Here is a 19,792-nt window from a genome sequence, read left to right as displayed (position 1 = left end):
ACTCATCTGTGAACTGCGACAACGCTTAGCGCTCCCGTAAACTCTCACCCGCATACTGCTGCAACGGACTCAGGAAATAATCAATCACCTTCCGGCGATCCGTCTTCACTTCCACCGTCACCGACATCCCGGGAGACAAAGGCACTTTTTTCCCGTGGACAAGAATGGAATCCTGCAACAAGCGAATGCGGCTGCTGTAGATCAAGCCACGCTTCTCGTCTTCGATCGCATCGTTGGAAACGCTGACTATTTCACCTTCGACCGTGCCGAATTTGGTGAAGGTAAAGGTTTCGACTTTCACCGTGGCAGGCTGGCCCTGGCGAACGAAACCGACGTCCTTGTTTTCCAGCATGGCCTCGACCTCCATCGGCTGGTCATTGGGCACGACCACCATCAACGGCTGGGCCGCTGTCACCACACCACCCACGGTATGAATTGCCAGTTGCTGTACCGTGCCATCCACCGGCGCGGTCAGGCTCATCAGGTGATCGCGTTGTTCGGCCTTCTTGAGTTCTTGTGCCAACGCCGCCGCTTTCTGTTCCGATTGCTGCTGCAAATCGAGCATTGCCCGGCGGGTCTGGGCGAGGATGCCCTGGCGCCGGCGCTCGGCTTCCTTGCGGCTGGCATTGAGTTCGATCACGCGCGCCTGCTGCACGGCCATGTCCCGCTCCTGGTCCAACAGGGCCTGCTGTTTTTCGAGGTAGGCGTGGCGAGGCACGTATTGCTGATCGAGCAGCTCTCGATAGTCTTGGGCCAATCGACGGGTGATCGGCAGCGTCTGTTGCAACGAGGCCACCATCGCCTTGGCCGATTGGATTTCCGCCGTGCGCTGCTCGACTTCGGCATCGACCTGATCCAGGGAGCTGCGCAGTTCCAGGTATTGCCCCTGAAGCCAGCGTTGTGCGGCCATCACTTGCGGCGGATCGGCCTGAAGCAGGTAAGTGGCAAGGGATCCGGGTTCCTTGCCACTTTGAATCGCTTCAAGCAACGCCGTGGCCCTGGCGCTATCGACCTCGGCCGCCAGCAAGTCACTCTTGAAGCGATTGACGTCAGCACTGGTCGCACTGGTGTCCAACTCCACCAGCACATCCCCGGCCTTGACCCATTGCCCATCGTAGACCCGGATGGCTTTCACCACCGCCACTTCGCTCGGTTGGATGGTCTTGCTCTTGCCGCTTGCCACGACCTTGCCGCGCGCCGTGGCGACCACTTCGATTTCACCGACGCAGGCCCACACAAGCGCCAGCGCGACGAAGCCCATGATGGTCCATTGGATGTAGCGTGGCGCAGGGTGAGCAGGTTGATCCTGCAAGGCGAGCGCGGCCGGCAGGAACTGCACTTCATGGGCAAGCCGATTCGGCGTGTCCAACTGTTTGCGGTGGCGCCATGCCTGGCGCCAGGCAGTCCGATAGCGTCGCAACAACGCACGTGTTGCTGAGGGTTCGCTCATGGCAACTATCCTTGTTGCAAACGGTGCAAGCGAGAATAGTGTCCCGCTTGATGGGCCAGGAGCTCCTGATGGGTGCCCTGTTCGACGATCTGTCCGCGATCCATGACGACAATCCGGTTGGCATCGCGCACCGCCGAAAGCCGGTGGGCGATGATGATCACGGTTCTCCCCTTGCAGATGGCCTGCATGTTCTGCTGGATGATCCGCTCCGACTCGTAGTCCAGCGCACTGGTCGCTTCATCGAAAATCAGGATTCGCGGGTTGCCGATCAAGGCTCGGGCAATCGCCACGCGCTGACGTTGCCCGCCAGACAGCGAAGCGCCGTGCTCACCGACCACCGTGTCGTAGCCCTCGGGCAATTCAAGAATGAAATCATGGGCCCCGGCCATTTTCGCCGCCTGCATGACCGCTTCCAGAGGCGCGCCAGGATCGGTCAATGCAATGTTCTCGCGGATGCTGCGGGCGAACAGCATGTTGTCCTGCAACACCACGCCGATTTGCCGGCGCAGTGAAGAAACGTCGGCCAACGCCAGGTCCATGCCATCGACCAGGACGCGGCCGCGCTCCGGGACGAAGAGACGCTGCAGCAGGCGGGTCAGTGTACTTTTGCCGGAGCCGGAGCGTCCGACGATGCCGATCACCTCTCCAGCGCCTATTTCCAGGCTTACGCTGCGCAGCACCTCGGAGCCATCAGGGCGATAACGGAAATGCACCTGGTCGAATTCGATCCGGCCCTTCAATGCAGGCAACGCACTGCGAGTCGCCTGGGACATCTCGGTCCGGGTATTGAGAATATCCCCCAGGCGCTGGACCGAAACACCGGTCTGTTGGAAATTGGTCCACAGTTGAGCCAGGCGCATGATCGGTTGCGCGACTCGGCCTGCGAGCATGTTGAAGGCAATCAACTGGCCCACCGACAGTTGCCCGTCGATCACCAGCCGGGCACCAAGCCATAGGGTTGCAACAGTCACCAACTTGCCGATCAGAGAGACGCTTTCATTGGCGATCGTCGACAAGGTCTGGGTCTTGAAACCGGCGCTGACGTAGGCCGCCAGTTGGTTGTCCCATTTGCGGGTGATCTGGGGTTCGACCGCCATGGATTTCAACGTATCGATGCCGTTGACCGTCTCCACCAGAAAGGCCTGGTTCTCGGCACCCCGGGCGAAGCTTTCGTTCAAGCGGGCGCGAAGCACCGGTGTAATCAACAGGGAAACCACGACGTACAACGGCAATGAAAGCAGCACTATCAGCGTCAACCAGCCGCTGTAGAAAAACATCACGGCGATGAACACCACCGAAAACAGCACATCCAGCACCAACGTAATGGTGTTGCCGGTAAGAAAGCTGCGAATATTTTCAAGCTCGCGGACCCGAGCGACGGAGTCACCGACCCGCCGTGCCTGGAAATACGAGAGAGGGAGCGTCACCAGGTGCCGGAATAACCTGGAGCCCAATTCAACATCGATGCGACTGGCCGTGTGGGCGAACACATAGCTGCGCAACCCGCTCAAGACTGTCTCGAACAACATGATGCCCAGCAGCCCAATGGCAATCACATCCAGCGTGGTGAGGCCGTGGTGCACCAGCACTTTGTCCATGACCACCTGGAAGAAAAGCGGGGTCAATAACGAGAATATCTGCAGGACGAAAGAAACCAGCAGTACTTCACCCAGTAGCTTTCGATATTTGACGATGGCCGGGATAAACCAGGTGAAATCGAACTTGGACAGCTCCCCTGCCAACGACGACTGGGACCGTATGAGAATCAACTCGCCGCCCCAGCGTGCCTGAAGCTGTTCGGCGCTGATCAGCTCGGGGCGTTGGGATCGGGGGTCATGGATCAGGATTTTTTCCTGGTCCATACGGGCAATGATGAAAAACCCGCCGTCACTGGCACAGGCAATCGCAGGTAAAGGCGTTTGCCCGAGCCGTTCGAATGTGGTGCGGATAGCCTTGGCCTTGAGGTCAAGCTGACGCGTAGCCAGCAGTATTTCGGCTTTGCCGAACAACTGCCCTTCAGCCACGTATTCGTGGGTAAGCTGTTCTGGGGAAACGGCAACGTTGTGAAAACGCGCCAACATGGCCAGACAGGCCAGCCCGGTGTCCAGCGCCGCCGATGGCCCTGGAGAAGTACCTTGTTCTTGCATAAACGCTTCCATGCGGAAAATTCATTAGCGAGCCCCCATGACTTCCTTGGGTGGGGCACAGTGTTCCGCTTGGCGCAAAGCGCTAGAGTCAAGAACGATAGCAAAACAACATTATTCGATTTTCCGGTCTCTGTCGATCAGGAACCGACTTCTAACGCCTGTGCCAGAGGCTTACATCAGCTCAGGGGGAAGAAAATCACGCTGCGGCTGGTAGTCTGCCTTCAGATACACGGCAAGCTGTTGCAGGTCGTTGGCACTCAGCGTGCCGGCAGCCTGTTTCAAACGCAGATTATTGAGAATGTAGTCGTAACGCGCGTCGTTATAGTCACGCACGGACTTGAAGAGTTGACGCTGGGCATTGAGCACGTCGACGGTGTTGCGGGTCCCGATATCCGCGCCGACCTTGGACGCCTTCAAGGATTTCTGGCTAGACAGGATCGTCTGCCGCCGGGCTTTTATCTGCTGGATGTCGGAGTTGACGGCGCGCAAATAGTTACGGGTATCCAGGACCACTTCCCGGCGCTGGCTTTCCCTCAATTCCTCGCTTTGCGTCAGCCGCTGATAAGCCTCGTGCGCCTGGGAGCTGACACGCCCCCCGCTGTAGAGCGGGACAGTCACTTCCACGGCGAGACTGCTCTGGGCGACGTTCCCACGGTAACCATCGCGACCAAAATCAGTCGGGTTGCTGTAGCCAAAACTGTCGTTATCGCCCTTGCGATAGGAAGCCACCGCGTCGACCGTTGGCGCATGCCCGGATTGACGCTGACGCAAGCGTTCTTCGGCGGCCTCGACGGCGTAGTTGCTCGCCAACAGCATCAGGTTCTGCTCGACAGCACCTTCTACCCACGACTTCGTATCATTGGGAATCGGCGCCAACACCGGCAACTGATGTTGCATGCCCTCGATACTGGTGTATTGCTGATTGGTCAAATGCACCAGTTGCTCGAAAGCGTCTTCAACCTTGCGCTGCGCAAGTTGGCGATTGGCTTGGGCATTATCGAAAGCAGACTCGGCATCCAGCACATCCGTGATGCTCGACAGTCCACCCTTCAAACGTGCTTGCGCCTGATCCATTTGCTGCTTGAGCGCGGTCTCCTCAGCCTCCGATGCCGCCAGCTCGTCCGTGGCGCGCAGCGTTTCAAAATACGCCTGCGCCGTTTGCAGAATGAGCGCTTGCTCCTTGGCCGACAGCTCCAGGGCCGCTTGTACAGTGCTCGCCTTGGCAGCCTTGAATTCATACCAGAATGCAGCGTTGACCAAGGGTTGTTTCAGGTTGGCCTGGATCGTATTGCCGCTGCGCCCCCGTTCAAGCGCTGGCTCATCTCGCGACAGGCGAGTGGCTTCAAACGTAGCCCCCGTGCTGATCACCGGTAATAGATTGGCCCGTGCCTGCGGCACCAGTTCCTGTTGCGCGGCGTAATCGGCACGGGCTGCCGCCAGATCGGAGTTATGCGAAACAGCCTGACGATAGACCGCCATCAGCTCGGCCCGCTCAGCGGTCGGCGCGGAAAAAACAAACGAAGGGAATAGGCAGGCGAACAACAAAACGCGTTGAGCGCGGCTCATGAACAAATCCTTTTGAATGACGCGAAAGCAGCGAAAAATCGGCAGCCGCCCCGATGGGGCGCCGAAAATAAGGCAGTTGGGGGAAGAGGTCAAGCGTTCAAGCATAACGCCGGTTTTTTCTGCGCCAGGCGTTTTTCAGGTCGTCCCTTTGATTAATCATGACTGGTTTAACTCACTGATTACCCACCATCGGCACCGCAATCAGCAATATCGCCGTCCCATGAGTAGCGGTCGATGCCACGACGCCGTAGCGCATGCGAATGAGCCCGCAGGCCAGGCCTTCAATCAACGTAAAAAGCAAAACCGGCCAACCGAGTTGGGTGACGCTCAAGGCGAGAAAGGCATGCAGCGCGGAAAACGCCAGGGCACTGATCAGCGCCGCGCGCAGGGCGCTGACGTGCAGTTCGAGGTAGCCCTGCAAGAAGCCACGAAACAGCACCTCTTCCAGCGCGTTGGCGCCATAGGCCAGCACCGCCATGCCGAGCAGCCAGGCCCCATAACCCGGAATCGCCGTTTCAGCCCCTTGATAAAGCCGCAGCGGCAAACCGATCAGGCAACCCACGGCGATGCCCAAGACCAGGCCAGCCAGTCGATTGCCTTTGAATAGAACCACCAGTTGCCACAAGTCCGGCAACAGGCGCGCGCTCAACGCGACCAACAGCAGCGACGAAACGCCCAACATCGCCAGCACAAACGGGTTGGCCAGAAAACCAATCTGCAGATCGCCATTCAGGGACCACATGCCCAAGGGCGTCATCGCATCGCGCATCAACACGAATGCCAATAGCAAAATCACGATGCGCAACGCTGTCTGGGTCTTGGGCGTCAACGCGAACCAGAGGCCGAAGAGCGCCAGGCCCGGCAGCAGATACAGGGTGTAGTCCAGCAGTACAACGAGTCCTTCGGCGATCATTGCGCCCTTCCCTTGGCGTCAACCGGCGCATGTTGCGCCATCAGTTCCACGACCCAGTCGATGAACACCCGCAATTTAGCGCTGATGTGCCGGTTCGGTGGATAGGCCAGATACAGCGGCATCGGCTCAAGGTGCCAGTCTTCGAACAGCGGCACCAAACCGCCCTGCGCTTGATGAGGCCCGGACATGTACTTGGGCAGCCAGAGCACACCCAGCCCTGCCAAACCGGCCGCGAGGTAGGCGTTGCCGTCGTCGATGGCCAGCGCGTAGCGCCCTTTGACGTGAAGCAGCTCACCGTCACGACGCATGGCGTAGGGCAAGGATTTGCCGGTGCGTGCCCACAGGAAACCCACGGTGCGGTGGTGCGAATCTTCCAGTTCGCGCGGATGCGCGGGCATGCCGAACCGTGCCAGGTAACTCGGCGCGGCAAAGACACCAAGGGCAAGGTCGCCGACACGCCGGGCGATCAGCGACTGATCCCTCAACTCGCCGCCGCGCACCACGCAATCGACGTTTTCATCGAGCATGTCGACGATGCGATCACTGACGCCCATGTCGATCTGGATGTCCGGGTATCGCGCGTAGAACGCCGGCAAGGCCGGTATCAGGATCATCGCGGCCAGCGGACTCGGCACGTCCACCCGCAGTCGCCCGCGAGGTAACGCCTGGGCGCCGGACACGCTGGTCTCGGCATCGTCCATGTCGGCCAGCAGCCGGATCACCCGTTCGTAATAGACCGCGCCATCGGCGGTGACGTTGACCTTGCGCGTGGTGCGGTTGAGCAACTTGACCCGCAACCGAGCCTCTAGCTGCTGCACCAATTGGGTCACGGTGGTCTTGCTCATGTGCAGGGTTTCCGCCGCCTTGGTGAAGCTGCCCGCCTCCACGACTCGAACGAACGCTTGCATCGCATCAAAACGATCCATTTGTGCCTCGGGTATCGAACCGATTGTTTGGATTCTACAAACAGTGATCGCCAAGGTTGCTCGTTTATCGGCTGGACACAAGCCCCTAGAGTGAGTTCATCGTTTGGAACCCACTCTTTGATGGAGGTATCGATGACACAGCGCGATGTGGTTTTCCCGCCCGGACGCCAGGCACTTTATGAACGCAATCGCTATTCGCCGGCGATTCGTTCCAATGGTTTTCTGTTCGTCTCGGGACAGGTCGGCAGTACTGCCGAGGGCTCGCCGGAGCCCGACCTGGAAGCTCAGGTTCGGCTGGCGTTCAACAACCTGAAGGCGATACTCGCCGCGGCCGATTGCAGCTTTGACGATGTGGTGGACGTCACGGTCTTCATGGTCGACCCCGAATCGACCTTCGAGCGGGTCTGGAGCGTCGTGCCCGAGTTCTGGGGCAGCGCACCGCATCCGACGCTGACGGCGGTGGGCGTGACGTGGCTGTATGGGTTTCAGTTCGAGATCAAGGTGATTGCCAGGTTGCCTGAAACCACCTTATAGGTCAGCTTGCATCAATGTTGACTGTGCTCGCGATAGCGGTGGGTCAGTCAGTTTGCATCAATGTTGGCTGTGCCGGCGCTATCGCGAGCAAGCTCGCTCCCACAGGGGGAATGATGATGGTGATTCGCCGGCTAGCCTTTCACCGCGGCTTCAATCGCGGCAATGTCGATCTTGGTCATCGTCATCATGGCCTCGAAGGCACGCTTGGCGGCGGCTTTGTCGGCACTGGCGACCGCTTCAAGCAACACGCGAGGGCTGATCTGCCACGACAATCCCCACTTGTCCTTGCACCAGCCACAGACGCTCGCCTCGCCGCCGTTGTCGATGATCGCGTTCCACAAGCGGTCTGTCTCGGCCTGGTCTTCAGTTGCGATCTGAAATGAAAAAGCCTCGCTGTGCTTGAACGCCGACCCGCCGTTGAGGCCGACACAAGGGATGCCGATCACCGTGAATTCCACGGTGATCACGTCGCCCTGCTTGCCCGACGGATAATCGCCCGGGGCAAGATGGATGGCGTTCACCGCACTGTCGGGAAATGTCTTGGCGTAGAACTCCGCAGCTTCCTGGGCGGTGCCGTCGTACCAGAGGCATATCCTGTTTTTATTGTTCATGCCGGTTCTCCAAATGGGACTGGACGATAAAGTCTAGCAGCCTGCCCGAAACTTGCAGGTTGCCGAGTCGCAACTACGCCCGCACCAGCTCTCCGTTATCGACCATCCAGCGCACCATCCTCACCAACGGCACCCGATGCTGCTGGATGGCGCACCAACTGACCCGTTCATGGCGATACAACTCGACATAACGGTTGAGCAGCACGTGGCGGCCATCCTCAGCCAGCCGCAATTCAATTTCTCGACAATGCAGCACATCCGGATCGAGCGCGCGCATTCGCCGATGCAGGACCAACACCTCACTACTCATCAGCAGCGGCTCCGTCCTGGCATTGCGGATCTTCCTGCGCCACCGCCCCCAACTTCCCCTGCGCGACAAAATCGGCACGCCGCTGCGCCGTGGCATCGCGAAGCGCCGCGTAGTAATCCGGTTCGGTCTGCAACTGGTCGGTCAGTGGCAATGCCTCGGCGCGGCCATCGACAACGCCGCCGACGGTGTTGATCGTGCCCAGGGTATCGACGGTGCTGCTGTTGCCGCCAAACGGGTCGACGGCAAAACCCAGCACTTTGCCCGACGCGTCCCGCAGGTTGGCGCTGCCCAGCAGCGGCAGTTCCACGATGGGGCCGGGGGCGAGGTTCCAGACGCCGAAGGTCTGGCCGAAATCGGCCTTGTGGCGCTCGATGCCCAGCTTGCCCGACACGTCGATCAGCCCGACGATGCCCGCCGTGGTGTTGATGACGAAACGGCCGAGTGTGTTGACCGAGCGTTGGGCGTTGCCTTGCAGCAGGTCGTTGATGAACACCTTGGGCTCACCGAAGTTCGCCACGAAGTTGTGGACGCCGGCCTGGAACATCTCCGGCAGCTTGAGGTAACCACGGGCAACGGGGGCCAGCGCGTAGTCATCCACGGTTCGGTTGAAGGCGAAGATGCCGCGGTTGACCGGTTCTGCAGGATCATGAACGGTATAGGTCGCGCTTTCACACGACCCCGGCGTTGCTGCCGGTGTGCTGGAGCAACCGCTGGCGAGTGCCGCCAGTACTACCACGACGGTGGATCGAACAAACAACGGAGCGGGCTGGGTGATCGGCATACAGGGTGATCTCGGCGAGGAATGGAGGCGATACCGATCAGCTAACGAAACGGTGCCAGACACAGCTCTTGTGAAGAGGAGGACGCTTACTGTGGGAGCAAGGCTTGCCCGCGATGCAGGCGACGCGGACTTTCAAATATCGAGGCGCCTGTTTCGCGAGCAAGCTTTGCTCCCACAGAAATCCCCTCGCCACAGGTTTTGTGCAGGGCTGACTCGTTTTTAACTGACTGACATCGAGGGCCATCCTGCCGCCGTTTTTTTGCCCGCAGATTTCCAGAATATTGCCCAAGCGCAACTTTATTACCGGATTGAAATATATGACGCAGGCCCTGGATTGACCCTAGTATTCCCCCTGTATTCATTACCCTGCGTGCCCACCGTGAGCCATTTATTACTGGTGGACGATGACCTCGAAGTCCTCGCCCTCTTGCGCAAGTTCCTCGAACAACATGGCTACAGCGTGGATGTGGCCGCCGACGGCAACGCGCTGTGGCAGGCGGTGGCGCGCCGGGTGCCGGACCTCATCATCCTCGACGTCATGCTGCCGGGCGACAACGGCCTGGTGCTCTGCCAACGACTGCGGGCCGAGCACACGGTCGGCATCATCATGCTCACCGCCATGGGCGAATTGAGTGATCGCGTCGTCGGCCTGGAGCTGGGGGCGGACGATTACCTGACCAAGCCCTTCGACGCCCGCGAGCTGTTGGCCCGGGTGCGTGCCGTGCTGCGGCGCACCGGTGAAGCCAGGGACACGCTGAACGACGCATCCCGGCCAATCCTGGAATTCGAGAACTGGCAACTGGACGTCACCCGGCGCGAACTGCGCTCACCAGACAAGGTCATGATCCCGCTGTCCGCCGGAGAGTTCGAACTGCTGTTGGTGTTTGCCGAACACCCGCGCCGGGTGCTGACCCGCCAGCAACTGCTGGACCTGGCCCGCGGCGAAACCTTCGAGGCGTTCGACCGCAGCATCGATGTCCAGGTCAGCCGCCTGCGGCGCAAGTTGGAGACCGACATCACCGGCGCGTCGATGATCCGCACCGTGCGCAACAGCGGCTACCTCTTCAGCCCCCACGTGGTGAAGCGATGAAACCCTCGCGCTGGGGCTCTCGGCGCCCACGGGACACGGTAGCGCGTTGGATCGCCCTGACCACCATGGTCGCCATGCTGACATTGCTGGCCCTCAATGAGCTGTTCAGCCTGCTGGCCGGTGCCTGGGCGCGCCCGCCCCTGATGGAAACCGGCCTGATGGAAAAGGCCGCTGCCATCACCCGCATCATTGACTCCGTCGCCCCCGCACAACGCCCCGCGATTGCCAGGGCCGCCAGCGACCAGGCGTTCAACGCACAATGGCTGCAACGGCATGAAGACGCGCGGTTGCCGGTGATCGACGACCCGGAGTTCAGTGAAGGCTCGGCGTTACTGCGTCAGCAACTGGGCCGGCCGGACGCCAGGATCGAAGCCTACGAACCGGGCGACTGGCCAGCCGATCAACCCGACGCACGCTACGCGGTGATCATCGAATTGGCCGACCATTCATGGGTGATCTTCTCCGTGCCCTCGCGCAGCTGGGGGCTGGGAGAATGGGCGCGCAACGGGATCATCATCGCCCTGATCCTGCTCTCGACGTTGATCGTCGCGCTGATCGCCACCCGGCACCTGGCCGCCCCGCTGGAACGTTTTGCCGAAGGCGCCCGGCGCTTCGGCGTCGACCACCAGGCGCCACCGATTCCGGTCATCGGCCCCCATGAAATCCGCCAGGCGATCCTCGCCTTCAATGCCATGCAGGCCCAACTCAAGCACTTTTTGCAGGACCGCACGCAGATGCTCGCCGCCATCTCCCATGACTTGCGCGCACCGTTGACCCGCATGCGCCTGCGCGGGGAATTCATCGAGGATGCCGAGCAGCAATCGCGCTTGTTCAGGGACGTGGACGAAATGCAGGCGATGGTCAACTCAGCCCTGGAATTCTTCCGCGACGATGCCCGGCTGGAACACGCCACCGCATTCGACCTGGCCGAGCTGCTGCACACCATCGTCGATGACCTCAAGGACGCCGGCACCGAGGTTGCGTTCGAAGGTGCCCAGCGCTTGGTTTATGTCGGCCGCCCCATTGGCATCAAACGCGCCTTGGTCAACCTGATCGACAACGCAATCAAATATGGCAGCGCGCCGACTGTTCGACTCGAGGCCGACGCCAATCGTGTGGACATTTGCATTCTGGATCGCGGCCCCGGCATCGCCGCCCAACACCTTGAGCAGGTCTTCACGCCGTTCTTTCGCATCGAAGGCTCTCGCAACAAACACACCGGCGGCGTCGGGCTGGGCCTGTCGGCGGCCCGGGCGACGGTGCTGGAGCATGGCGGCACGCTGATCCTGAGGAATCGACGCGGTGGCGGGTTGGAGGCCAGGGTCTCGCTGCCGCTTGACTGAAGTGCCCGATGTACCGATCCGCTCTAAACAATCAGCGCCTTCCTCGGTAGGATGTCCGGTTTTTCCGGCCTGGACCCTTTTCCGGGAAGGCGCTCTTGTTTGTATCGCTCGACTCAATGCCATCGTTCGCGCTCATTGTAGGAGCTGCCGAGCGAAGCGAGGCTGCGATCTTTCCCCAGACACTTGAGTCTCAAGCGAAAGATCAAAAGATCGTCCGAACGCGGCCCGGGCCTTCGGCAGCTCCTACAGGCCCAGCGGGAGCAAGCTTCCTCGACAGACAAGAATCGACGGAGCCAAACCAAGGAATTCACCGATGATTCTTATCATTTATGCGCACCCCTACCCCGACAAATCGCGGGTCAACCAGCAGATGCTCAAACGAGTGTCGACCAACCCGGACGTGGTCATACGTTCGCTCTACGAGCTCTACCCCAACTTCGATATCGACGTCGAGGCGGAACAGCGAGCGGTGGAACAAGCAGAGCTTGTCGTCCTCCAGCACCCGTTGTACTGGTACAGCGCACCGCCCCTGCTGAAGCTGTGGATCGATAAGGTGTTCACCCACGGCTGGGCCTACGGTAAAGACACCGTTGCCCTCAAAGGCAAGCGCTTGCTGTGGGCCGTCACCACCGGCGGCGATCACGCGCATTTTGCGATCGGCGACTATCCCGATTTTTCGGCGCTGGCCCAACCTCTCCACGCCACAGCCATTTACTGCGGCATGCGCTGGCTGGAGCCGGTGGTCGTGCATGGCGCCTATGCCGCCGACCCTGAGACCCAACACGCACAAATCGAACACTATGGCGCTCGCCTGGCCGCCTGGAAGGAAGATTGAAATGGAGACGCACAGCCTGATTGAAATGCTGATCTACCTGGCCTCGGCGACGCTGATCGTACCGATTGCCGTTCGGTTTGGCCTGGGTCCGGTGTTGGGTTACCTGCTGGCCGGGTGCATCATCGGCCCCTGGGGGCTGAAGCTGATTACCGACGTAAAGGCCATTCTGGAATTTGCTGAAATCGGCGTGGTGCTGATGCTGTTCATCATCGGCCTTGAGCTCGACCCCAAACGGCTCTGGGCCCTGCGCAAGATGGTATTTGGTGGTGGCGCCCTGCAGATGCTCGCCTGTGGCGCTGCCATTGGCTTGTTCTGCACGGCCCTTGGCCTGAACTGGACGGCAGCGTTGCTGGTCGGCCTGACCCTTAGCCTGTCCTCCACGGCCATCGCCATGCAGGCCATGAGCGAACGCAACCTGACCGCCACCGCCGTCGGCCGCAGCAGCTTTGCCGTGCTGCTGTTCCAGGACATCGCGGCGATTCCGCTGGTGGCGATGATTCCGTTGTTGTCGGCCCACGGCGACACGCCTTCGGGCACGGCGCTGCTGCTATCGATTGGCAAAATCGTCGCCGCCATCGCCATCGTCGTGCTGTTGGGACGCTACGTGACGCGACCGCTGCTGCGCTTCGCGGCACGCTCAGGCTTGCGCGAGATCTTCAGTGCCGTCGCGTTGTTCCTGGTGTTCGGCTTCGGCTTTCTGCTGGAGGAAGCCGGGTTGTCGATGGCCATGGGCGCGTTCCTCGCCGGGGTCCTGCTGGCCAGCTCCGAATACCGCCATGCGCTGGAAAGCGACATTGAACCGTTCAAAGGCCTGCTGTTGGGTCTGTTCTTCATCGGTGTCGGCATGTCGATCGATTTCGGCACCCTGATCAATGCACCGCTGAAAGTCATCACCCTGACCTTGGGTTTCATCCTGATCAAGCTGCTGGTGATCAAGATGGCGGGCCGGTTCCTCAACGTCCCCGCCGGCCAGCGCTCCTGGCAGGCGGTGTTGCTGGGCCAGGGCAGCGAATTCGCCTTCGTGGTGTTTGGCGCGGCGACCGTGGCCGGCATCTTGACCGATCAATGGGGCAAGAGCCTGACCCTGGCGGTAGCCTTGTCCATGTGCCTGACGCCCTTGCTGATCGTGTTGCTGGATCGGTTCGAGTCCGTCGCCAAGAAAAACAAACGCGAATCCGACCTCGTCGACCAGCAGAATCCACGGGTGATCATCGCCGGGTTCGGCCGTTTCGGGCAGATCGCCGGACGTCTGTTGATGTCTTGCGGCGTCGAGGTGGTGGTATTGGATCACGACCCGGACAACATCGAGACGCTGCGCAAATTCGGCGTGAAAGTCTTTTATGGCGATGCCACGCGCCTCGATCTGCTGCACGCAGCCGGCGCGGCCCAAGCGGTGGTGCTGATCAATGCGATCGACGATCGGGAAGACAACCTGGCACTGACCCGGCTGGCCCAGGAGCACTTCCCTGCGTTGCAGTTGATCGTGCGGGCGCGGGATATGGGGCATCTCATCACCCTGCGGCAGATGGGCGTGGAGGCGGCTGAGCGGGAAACCTTCGAGAGTGCGCTGTCATTGGGTCGCAGTGCGCTGGAGCACATGGGCGTGGGGGCTTACGAAGCGCGTGAGCGGGCGGATCAGTTCCGCCGGCTGAATCTCAAGATGCTGGAGGAAATCGTCGCCCAGCCGGAAGATGACCTCAAGTTCCGCCACGATGCCTACCGGCGCGCCAATGCGCTGCTCACGGACATGTTCAACGAAGACCGTGCCCGCCCCGTCGACAACTGGCAGGAACACCATCGCAACGAAACGGATAAAAGCGATGCCTAGACGCTGGTACTGTTCATCTGACGTACGTCCGATCCTTGGTGGCGAGGGAATTTACTCTCGCTGGGTTCTGTAGGCGCTGCCGAAGGCTCGGGCCGCGTTCGGGCGATCTTTTGACCTTTCGCTTGGGGCTCAAGTGACTGGGGAAGATCGCAGCCTCGCTTCGCTCGACAGCTCCTACATGCGAATAGCATTTCGGCTAGACCGCTGCCTTTTAGTCTGCCCCAACCAACCCGTCCAGCTCGGCCAGCATCGGCGCAGGGATCGTCAGCTCGCTTGCCGTGAGATTTTCCCGCAGGTGCGCCAACGACGACGTACCGGGAATCAGCAGGATATTCGGTGCACGTTGCAGCAACCACGCCAAAGCCACGCACAGCGGTGATGCCTGCAAGCGCGTCGCCACGCTGGAAAGGGTTTCCGATTGCAGCGGTGTGAAGCCACCCAGGGGGAAGAACGGCACGTAGGCGATGCCCTGCCGGCCCAGGTCGGCAACGAGGTGTTCGTCGTCGCGATGGGTCAGGTTGTAGTGGTTCTGCACGCAGACCACCTGGGCAATGCCCTGGGCCTGCTTGACCTGCGCGGCCGTGACGTTGCTCAGGCCCAGGTGACGGATGAGGCCCTGGCGCTGCAGCTCGGCCAGTGTTGTGAACGATTCTTCGATGGAGTCTTCGGTGGGCGAATGCAGGTCGCCCCACACCCTAAGGTTGACCACGTCCAATACCTCCACGCCCAGGTTACGCAGATTGTCGTGGACCGCACGGGTCAACTCTGCTGGGCTGTGGGCCGGGTTCCAGGACGCGTCGGAGCCACGAACCGCGCCGACCTTGGTGACGATGACCAGGTCCTGGGCGTAAGGGTGCAGCGCTTCGCGGATCAGTTGGTTGGTGACATGGGGCCCATAGAAATCAGCGGTGTCGATGTGGTTGACCCCGCTCGCCACTGCTTCGCGCAGCACGGCGACGGCGGCCGCCGGATCTTTGGGCGGCCCGAAGACCTGGGGTCCCGCCAACTGCATCGCGCCATAGCCCATGCGATTGACTGTGCGATCGCCCAGTAAAAAGCTGCCTGCCTTGCCTGCAATGTTCATCTCGTCGCCCTCGGATCAATGTGAGTGGGCCGACTATAGGCGTTGACCATTCTCTTGATAATCAGGTGCAATCAGCACGGGTTGTACGGCGGAGAGAACAATGGCGACGGATATTCAAGACTTGCTGGCCTTTGTGGCCGTGGTCAATGCGAAGGGCTTTCGTGAAGGCGCGCGGCTGAGCGGCAAGTCCGCCTCAAGCCTCAGCGATGCCGTACGCCGGATGGAAAGCCGGCTCGGTGTACGCCTGCTCAACCGTACCACCCGCAGCGTGGTCCCGACCGAGGCCGGTGCCCGGTTGATGGAACGCATCGTCCCGGCCCTGGGCGAGGTCGAGGCGGCGATGGACGTGGTCAACGACTTTCGCGACCGTCCTTCGGGCACCCTCAGGCTGAACGTGCCGGTCAGCGCGGCCCGGCTGGTGTTGCCGGCGATCATCACGCCGTTCCTGAAAAGCTATCCCGATATCCGCCTGGAAGTGGTCACCGAAGAAAGTTTCGTCGACATGCTCGCGGCCGGCTGTGACGCTGGCATTCGCTACGACGAGCGCCTGGAGCAGGACATGATCGCCATTCCCATCGGCCCACGGTTTCAGCGCTTTGCAACGGCCGCTTCACCGGCCTACCTCGACGCCAGGGGCCGCCCCGAGCATCCACGGGACCTGCTTGGGCATGCCTGCCTGACGGGCAAGTTTCCCAGCGGCGCCCTGCCCCTGTGGGAATATGAACGTGACGGCGAAACGATGAGCGTCGACCCGAGCGGCCCGTTGATCGTGCGTATTGGCGGCGCGATGGACCTGGCGGTACAGGCTGCGGTGGATGGGCTGGGCATTGTCCATCTGTTCGAGGACTGGCTGCGGCCCTACCTGGACAGCGGCGCCCTCGAGCCGGTACTCGAACCCTGGTGGCAGCGCTTTACCGGGCCGTTCCTCTACTACCCCGGCCGCCGCTACCTGCCTTCGCCGTTGAGGGCTTTTGTGGATTTCATCCAAGCACAACAGTGTGGGAGCGAGCCTGCTCGCGATGGCGTCGGCACAGCCAACATTCCCGCAAGCTGATACACCGCTATCGCGAGCAGGCTCGCTCCCACAGGGGTTCGGCGGTGTAGCTGAAAATCCTGACCCACCACAAATCCATTGTGGGAGCGAGCTTGTTCGCGATGGCGGTAGTGCATTCTCCCCATTGCCCGCTCGTCTCCCCGCCGCAAGGATTTTCGAACCAAGCCATTCGCCACGGCTCGGACCTACATGACACCGCTGAAAGCCACGATGACGCGCTTCGACCATCACGGGCTGAACGGCGGGTACATCGGGAATGCTTTGGGCTCACTGCCGGGAGTTTCGTTATGTGTGACAGTCTTGTTCAACACGTTTCTTCAAAAGACTCCCTGGCGTATTTCGCCCAACGAGACACGCCCGGCAGCCGTTTCGGTGCAAGTGTGACGCCCTTGGACCTGTATGTGACAACGCCGCCCAAGGTCCAGGACCGCCAGAGCCTGATCAAACCCAACATGCAGGTCAGCGCCATTCGCCGTCGCGGTGGGCACTTGGAATGCATCAAGGTTCGCTGGGGTTGGTCGCCGATCTGGTCGGTCGGAACGATGCCGCCGCTGACCCATCTGCCCTTGCATCTGGTGATGCGCTCCAAGGTCTTCGACCCCATCAAGCACGAGGGCCGCGTACTGGTCGCCGTGGAGGGTTGGTATGAGTCACAAGCCCCCGCCTCGCCCTCCCAGGCGCAACGTCTCACCTACACGACCACCCGGCAGTCGGCGCCGATCTTCCTGGCCGCCCTGGCCCAGGCCAGCGAGACCCCGTTTGGCTGTGACGGCCTGGCCCTGGTGACGTATGGCGACATCGCCAACCGGCAGCAGCGGGTACTGGCTTTCAGTGCCGAAGATGCGCTCGACTGGCTGGAGCCCGCGCTGGGATGGGAACAGGCACAGCAGCTGGCCGCACGCCTGATCGGCACGCAACCGCACCTTGAACCGACGATGACAACCCAGCGTCCGGCCCAGGGCGGACTTTGACCTTGGGAGATAAAGCCATGTACGTGATCATGGGCGCCACAGGCCACGTTGGCTCGGCCACGGCCCGCGCCTTGCTGGCGCCAGGGCATGCCGTGACTATCTTGACTCGCAATGCCACCCACGCCACCGAATGGCACGCCAGGGGCGCTCAAATCGTCGAAGCGGATGCCGAAAACGTCGAGTCGTTGCGCGCCGCCTTTCGGCTCGGGCGCAGGGCGTTCATTCTCAACCCGCCGGCGGCTCCCAGTACCGATACCGATGCGGTGGAACGGCGCACGGTCGCCAACATCCTGGCTGCCCTCGACGGATCGGGCCTTGAGAAAATCGTCGTGCAATCCACCGCCGGCGCCCAGCCTGGCGAGCGTATCGGCGATCTCAGCGTCTTGTGGGAATTGGAAGAAGGGCTGCGCAACCAGTCGATCCCGGCGGCGATCAATCGCGGGGCTTATTACATGAGCAACTGGGACAGCCTGCTCGATACCGTGCGCGAGACCGGCAAGCTGTCGACGCTGTTTCCCGCCGATCTGGCCTTCCCCATGGTTGCACCCCGAGACCTGGGCGAAGTGGCGGCCGCGCGGTTGCTATCGTCGGTTGATGACATTGGCGTGCGTAACGTGCAGGGACCTCACCTGTACTCGCCCAACGATGTGGCGCAGGCATTTTCCCAGGCGCTCGGCCGGCCGGTCGAGGTCCAAGTAATCCCCAGGGACCAATGGGAAAGCACCTTCCAAAGCCTCGGCTTCAGCCCCGCTGCGGCGCAATCCTATGCGCGCATGAGCGCCGTCAGCCTCGACAGCGGCTTCGACGTGGGCGACGACGCCTTGCACGGCACCATGACACTTGAGGCCTACATCCAGGCGCTGGTGCAAAACAATGGGCTGGGAACGCACGGATAAAGGAATGCAGGAATGGCGCAGCAATGGACGCTAAACTGCGGCGGTCCTTTTCTTTTCCAGCATGAGGCTTTGCATGAGCAACCCAGATATCACGTTTATTCCAGATCCGGATGAGGACTCCATTTCCTCCGACGTCGCCGGTTTCGGCGGCCTGCTGGTTTCCACGCAAATCCCCACCCACGCCGATGGCAGCCTGGAACTGGGCGACATCACCCGGCAGAGCGAATGCACACTGCAAGCCCTCAAGACCGCCCTGGAGGGCGCCGGCAGTTCCATGGACCGGGTCCTGCACCTGACCATCTATTTGACCGACATGGCGGATCGCGCCGCTTTCAACGAGGTCTACAAACGCTTCTTCGCCAAACCCTGGCCGGTTCGCGCCGCCGTGGGTGTGGCGGCGCTGGCGGTTGAAGGAATGAAAGTGGAAGTGACGGCGATGGCGGCGAAGGGCTGAGCGGACGCACTGCACTGTTGTAGCGCTGCACTGCTTTTGGTGGCGAGGGAGCTTGCTCCCGCTGGACTGCGCCTGTAGGAGCTGACGAGTGCAACGAGGCTGCGATCTTGTCCCAGACAGTTGAGTCTCAAGCGAAAGATCAAGATCAAAAGATCGCAGGCTTCGCCAGCTCCTACAGAACCCAGCGGGAGCAAGCTCCCTCGCCACAGGTGTGTTGCTAACCCTATTCGCAGTCGAAACAGGCCTGTGTTTATTCAGATGTAGGATCGTTCGGGTTCGGGCTACGTTGTCTTGCGCCGTTACCTACAACTACGCCAGAATCCGCCGGCTTGTGCGCCTGGGGGGCGGGCTCTATCGTTTCCRGGTCGCTGASRAATCAGCGATCGGGTTTGGTAGCCCGGCCTCTACATGACGCACGGCTCACTTTTTTACAGGTGCCTATCAGCATTTGTATTCAATGGTGGTCATGCGTAGGGCGCCCTCGGGCGCGCCGGTGTTCATGTGGACCGGTCTACCAACCTGCGTATGGCCGCCACCCTTCGTTTGGTAGCGAGGGTGATGGCTCCTTCAAATCCCACATGAGATTTCAACCATGTTCAAACCAACACCCAACCCACCGGACACCGATCCGGCCAACTCAAAAGCGTTCGACAAAGCCGCCGACCGCATCCTCGATCACTACCTCAAGCCCAAACCCAACAAACCCGAGGCCGATCCAGGCCAGCTCTTCACCGTCGCCCATGGCGTCGACACCGAAACCCTGCTCGCCAATCTCAGCGAAACCCTGGCCTCGGCCAATGCCATGGTCAGTGACCTGGCCTTCGACCAGGAAGGTCCCAGGCGCCACATTATCCTGGGCATCCAGCAACTGATCGAGCTGGGCGCATTGCTGGCGAACCGCGCGCTGGATAACGTCGAAGCACGCTAGCCCTCATCACAAAAGGCCTGTATTTGATCGTTCCCACGCTCTGCGTGGGAATGCATCCCGTGACGCTCTGC

Annotated in this window: 19 protein-coding genes; 10 read left to right on the top strand and 9 right to left on the bottom strand. The window is 61.0% G+C overall.

What is annotated here, in order from left to right:
• Positions 1 to 25: 25 nt before the first annotated feature.
• The 5 genes from ASC85_RS09145 to ASC85_RS09125 form a co-directional block, all read right to left on the bottom strand.
• Positions 26 to 1,450, bottom strand: coding sequence for an HlyD family type I secretion periplasmic adaptor subunit (locus ASC85_RS09145; protein WP_057449078.1), 1,425 nt, complete (start codon positions 1,448 to 1,450; stop codon positions 26 to 28).
• A gap of 5 nt (positions 1,451 to 1,455) precedes the next feature.
• Entirely contained in the window at positions 1,456 to 3,597 is a 2,142-nt protein-coding gene (locus tag ASC85_RS09140; RefSeq protein ID WP_057449119.1) for a type I secretion system permease/ATPase, read from the bottom strand.
• A gap of 171 nt (positions 3,598 to 3,768) precedes the next feature.
• On the bottom strand, positions 3,769 to 5,163 hold the full coding sequence (locus tag ASC85_RS09135; RefSeq protein ID WP_057449077.1) for a TolC family outer membrane protein: 1,395 nt from the start codon (positions 5,161 to 5,163) through the stop codon (positions 3,769 to 3,771).
• 172 nt (positions 5,164 to 5,335) lie between these two features.
• Positions 5,336 to 6,076 (bottom strand): CPBP family intramembrane glutamic endopeptidase, encoded by a 741-nt coding sequence (locus tag ASC85_RS09130; protein WP_057449076.1) that lies wholly within the window; start codon positions 6,074 to 6,076, stop codon positions 5,336 to 5,338.
• Positions 6,073 to 7,002, bottom strand: coding sequence for a LysR family transcriptional regulator (locus ASC85_RS09125; RefSeq protein WP_057449075.1), 930 nt, complete (start codon positions 7,000 to 7,002; stop codon positions 6,073 to 6,075). Before ASC85_RS09125 ends, ASC85_RS09130 begins: the two co-directional genes overlap by 4 nt.
• A 132-nt stretch (positions 7,003 to 7,134) precedes the next feature.
• On the opposite strand from ASC85_RS09125, the gene ASC85_RS09120 reads away from it, so the two are divergent.
• Positions 7,135 to 7,536, top strand: a complete 402-nt coding sequence (locus ASC85_RS09120) for a RidA family protein (RefSeq protein WP_057449074.1) — start codon at positions 7,135 to 7,137, stop codon at positions 7,534 to 7,536.
• Positions 7,537 to 7,667: 131 nt separating this feature from the next.
• On the opposite strand, the gene ASC85_RS09115 is transcribed toward ASC85_RS09120, so the two are convergent.
• From ASC85_RS09115 to ASC85_RS09105, 3 genes are all read right to left on the bottom strand, one after another.
• The gene (locus ASC85_RS09115) at positions 7,668 to 8,147 is read right to left on the bottom strand and encodes a VOC family protein (RefSeq protein WP_057449073.1); all 480 of its coding nucleotides are present in this window, start codon (positions 8,145 to 8,147) and stop codon (positions 7,668 to 7,670) included.
• Positions 8,148 to 8,220: 73 nt separating this feature from the next.
• Positions 8,221 to 8,457, bottom strand: coding sequence for a hypothetical protein (locus tag ASC85_RS09110; protein WP_057449072.1), 237 nt, complete (start codon positions 8,455 to 8,457; stop codon positions 8,221 to 8,223).
• On the bottom strand, positions 8,450 to 9,238 hold the full coding sequence (locus ASC85_RS09105; protein WP_057449071.1) for an MlaA family lipoprotein: 789 nt from the start codon (positions 9,236 to 9,238) through the stop codon (positions 8,450 to 8,452). Before ASC85_RS09105 ends, ASC85_RS09110 begins: the two co-directional genes overlap by 8 nt.
• 379 nt (positions 9,239 to 9,617) lie before the next feature.
• Here ASC85_RS09105 and ASC85_RS09100 point away from each other — a divergent pair, with 379 nt between their 5' ends.
• The 4 genes from ASC85_RS09100 to kefC all read left to right on the top strand — a co-directional run bounded on the left by ASC85_RS09100 (position 9,618) and on the right by kefC (position 14,334).
• Complete coding sequence (locus ASC85_RS09100; protein ID WP_057449118.1) at positions 9,618 to 10,328, top strand: response regulator; 711 nt, start codon at positions 9,618 to 9,620, stop codon at positions 10,326 to 10,328.
• Positions 10,325 to 11,671, top strand: coding sequence for a sensor histidine kinase (locus ASC85_RS09095; protein ID WP_057449070.1), 1,347 nt, complete (start codon positions 10,325 to 10,327; stop codon positions 11,669 to 11,671). Before ASC85_RS09100 ends, ASC85_RS09095 begins: the two co-directional genes overlap by 4 nt.
• 313 nt (positions 11,672 to 11,984) lie before the next feature.
• Positions 11,985 to 12,506 (top strand): glutathione-regulated potassium-efflux system oxidoreductase KefF, encoded by a 522-nt coding sequence (gene kefF, locus ASC85_RS09090; protein ID WP_057449069.1) that lies wholly within the window; start codon positions 11,985 to 11,987, stop codon positions 12,504 to 12,506.
• A gap of 1 nt (position 12,507) precedes the next feature.
• Positions 12,508 to 14,334, top strand: a complete 1,827-nt coding sequence (kefC, locus tag ASC85_RS09085) for a glutathione-regulated potassium-efflux system protein KefC (RefSeq protein ID WP_057449068.1) — start codon at positions 12,508 to 12,510, stop codon at positions 14,332 to 14,334.
• A gap of 211 nt (positions 14,335 to 14,545) precedes the next feature.
• Here the strand turns inward: kefC and ASC85_RS09080 are convergent, their stop codons facing one another.
• Positions 14,546 to 15,418, bottom strand: a complete 873-nt coding sequence (locus ASC85_RS09080; RefSeq protein ID WP_057449067.1) for an aldo/keto reductase family oxidoreductase — start codon at positions 15,416 to 15,418, stop codon at positions 14,546 to 14,548.
• Positions 15,419 to 15,518: 100 nt separating this feature from the next.
• Here ASC85_RS09080 and ASC85_RS09075 point away from each other — a divergent pair, with 100 nt between their 5' ends.
• The 5 genes from ASC85_RS09075 to ASC85_RS09055 all read left to right on the top strand — a co-directional run bounded on the left by ASC85_RS09075 (position 15,519) and on the right by ASC85_RS09055 (position 19,721).
• Positions 15,519 to 16,472 carry a LysR family transcriptional regulator gene (locus ASC85_RS09075; RefSeq protein WP_057449066.1) on the top strand — a complete coding sequence of 318 codons (954 nt, stop codon included), beginning with the start codon at positions 15,519 to 15,521 and terminating at the stop codon, positions 16,470 to 16,472.
• 287 nt (positions 16,473 to 16,759) lie between these two features.
• Complete coding sequence (locus tag ASC85_RS09070; RefSeq protein WP_057449065.1) at positions 16,760 to 17,443, top strand: SOS response-associated peptidase family protein; 684 nt, start codon at positions 16,760 to 16,762, stop codon at positions 17,441 to 17,443.
• 17 nt (positions 17,444 to 17,460) lie between these two features.
• Positions 17,461 to 18,339: an NmrA family NAD(P)-binding protein gene (locus ASC85_RS09065; protein ID WP_057449064.1), complete on the top strand. Its 879-nt coding sequence runs from the start codon at positions 17,461 to 17,463 to the stop codon at positions 18,337 to 18,339.
• 73 nt (positions 18,340 to 18,412) lie between these two features.
• Positions 18,413 to 18,793 (top strand): RidA family protein, encoded by a 381-nt coding sequence (locus tag ASC85_RS09060; RefSeq protein WP_057449063.1) that lies wholly within the window; start codon positions 18,413 to 18,415, stop codon positions 18,791 to 18,793.
• A gap of 592 nt (positions 18,794 to 19,385) precedes the next feature.
• Entirely contained in the window at positions 19,386 to 19,721 is a 336-nt protein-coding gene (locus tag ASC85_RS09055; protein WP_053189313.1) for a DUF6124 family protein, read from the top strand.
• Positions 19,722 to 19,792: the final 71 nt, after the last annotated feature.

Origin of the sequence: Pseudomonas sp. Root401 (genome assembly GCF_001425105.1) — a bacterium.
GTDB lineage: Bacteria > Pseudomonadota > Gammaproteobacteria > Pseudomonadales > Pseudomonadaceae > Aquipseudomonas > Aquipseudomonas brassicacearum.
This window is presented reverse-complemented; position numbering and strand designations above follow the sequence as displayed.